Origin of the sequence: Vibrio sp. Vb1337 (genome assembly GCF_033338715.1) — a bacterium.
Lineage (GTDB): Bacteria > Pseudomonadota > Gammaproteobacteria > Enterobacterales > Vibrionaceae > Vibrio > Vibrio alginolyticus.
The window spans coordinates 1-1,693 of sequence record NZ_JAWOTD010000069.1 but is presented as its reverse complement, the minus strand read 5'-3'; the positions used below and the strand labels follow the sequence as shown (position 1 = coordinate 1,693).

Here is a 1,693-nt window from a genome sequence, read left to right as displayed (position 1 = left end):
TTTTCTCGTCAAAAATTGGCGGCATCAGGTCCAAACCTACCGCAACGCCAAGTGCTATTTGCTCGCCTGTTAAAGTCACCTGCAATTGAACAAGCGATTGAAGACGAGGCAAAAAGCAAAGACATTTCGATTGAGAAAGCGCGCAAAGAAGCCCATGACATCATGGATGAAATCGCAGCCGACTTCTCATACGGTCTGGTGAAAAACGGCGATCGCATCCTGAGCTGGCTGTGGACCAAACTGTATCAAGGCCTGCACATCAACAACGCTTCGACAGTGCGTCGCTTAGCGCAAGATGGCCATGAGATCGTTTACGTGCCGTGTCACCGTAGTCACATGGACTACCTACTGCTGTCTTACGTTCTGTACCATGAAGGTATGGTGCCACCGCACATTGCTGCGGGTATCAACCTGAACTTCTTCCCTGCGGGTCCGATTTTCCGTCGTGGTGGTGCGTTCTTTATTCGTCGTAGCTTTAAAGGCAACAAACTGTACTCCACGATTTTCCGCGAGTATCTAGCCGAGCTGTTTGCAAAAGGCTACTCGGTAGAGTACTTCAGCGAAGGTGGTCGCTCACGTACCGGTCGTTTACTGCAAGCGAAAACGGGTATGTTGGCCATGACGATTCAAGCGATGCTGCGTGGTCTAAACCGTCCGGTAACGCTGGTACCGGTTTACATCGGTTACGAGCACGTAATGGAAGTAGGCACTTACGCCAAAGAACTGCGCGGTAAACGTAAAGAGAAAGAGAACGCAGGTCTTGTTCTGCGCACTCTACGTAAACTGCGTAACTTTGGTTTGGGCTACGTGAACTTCGGTGAGCCTATTCAGCTCAACCAATACCTTAACGAGCACGCGCCAGAGTGGACAAAAGACATCGATAGCATGGGCGGTAGCAAACCACAATGGATGAATCCTGTGGTCAATGAGCTAGCGAACAAGATGATGACGCATATTAACGATGCGGCAGCGGCAAACGCCTTAACGCTTTGTGCAACAGCATTGTTGGCTTCTCGTCAACGTGCACTGTCTCGTGATTCTCTGATCAATCAGATTGAGTGCTACTTGAAGCTACTCAAAAACAACCCATACTCAAGCACTTCAACCATCCCAACAGAAAGTGCTGAAGAGTTGGTTGATCATGCTATCTCGTTAGATAAGTTTGTGATTGAAACAGACAGTATGGGCGACATCATTTCTCTGGATCGTAGTCAATCGATTCTGATGACTTACTATCGCAACAACATCATTCACTTGTTTGCGCTGCCATCGTTGATTGCTCAGATGATTATTCGTCAGCGCAATCTCACCGTGGAGAAAATCCAAGAGAACGTTGCGCAAATCTACCCATTCTTGAAGAAAGAGCTGTTCCTAAGCTACCAAGAGGAAGATTTAAACGACCTTGTGGTGAAAACGTTGAATGAGTTTGCCGAACAGAAAATGATCTGTCTTGATGGCAACAAATTGGAAATCAACCAATCAAACAACCAACCGCTGGTTCTACTTGGTCGCACGATTACTGAGACGCTGCAGCGTTACTCCATCGCCATGAACCTATTGGTTGCGTACCCTGAATTGGGTAAATCGGATCTGGAACAGAAGAGCCAAGACATCGCGCAACGTTTAGGTCGCCTGCACGGTATCAACGCGCCGGAGTTCTTCGACAAAGGTGTGTTTACCGCCATGTTCAATA

The 1,693-nt window shown here is 48.0% G+C and carries 1 protein-coding gene; it reads left to right on the top strand.

Translation table 11 applies throughout. The features are described from left to right. On the top strand, positions 1-1,693 hold a 1,693-nt coding region (gene plsB / locus R7E42_RS23880; RefSeq protein WP_318073071.1), incomplete at both ends, for a glycerol-3-phosphate 1-O-acyltransferase PlsB.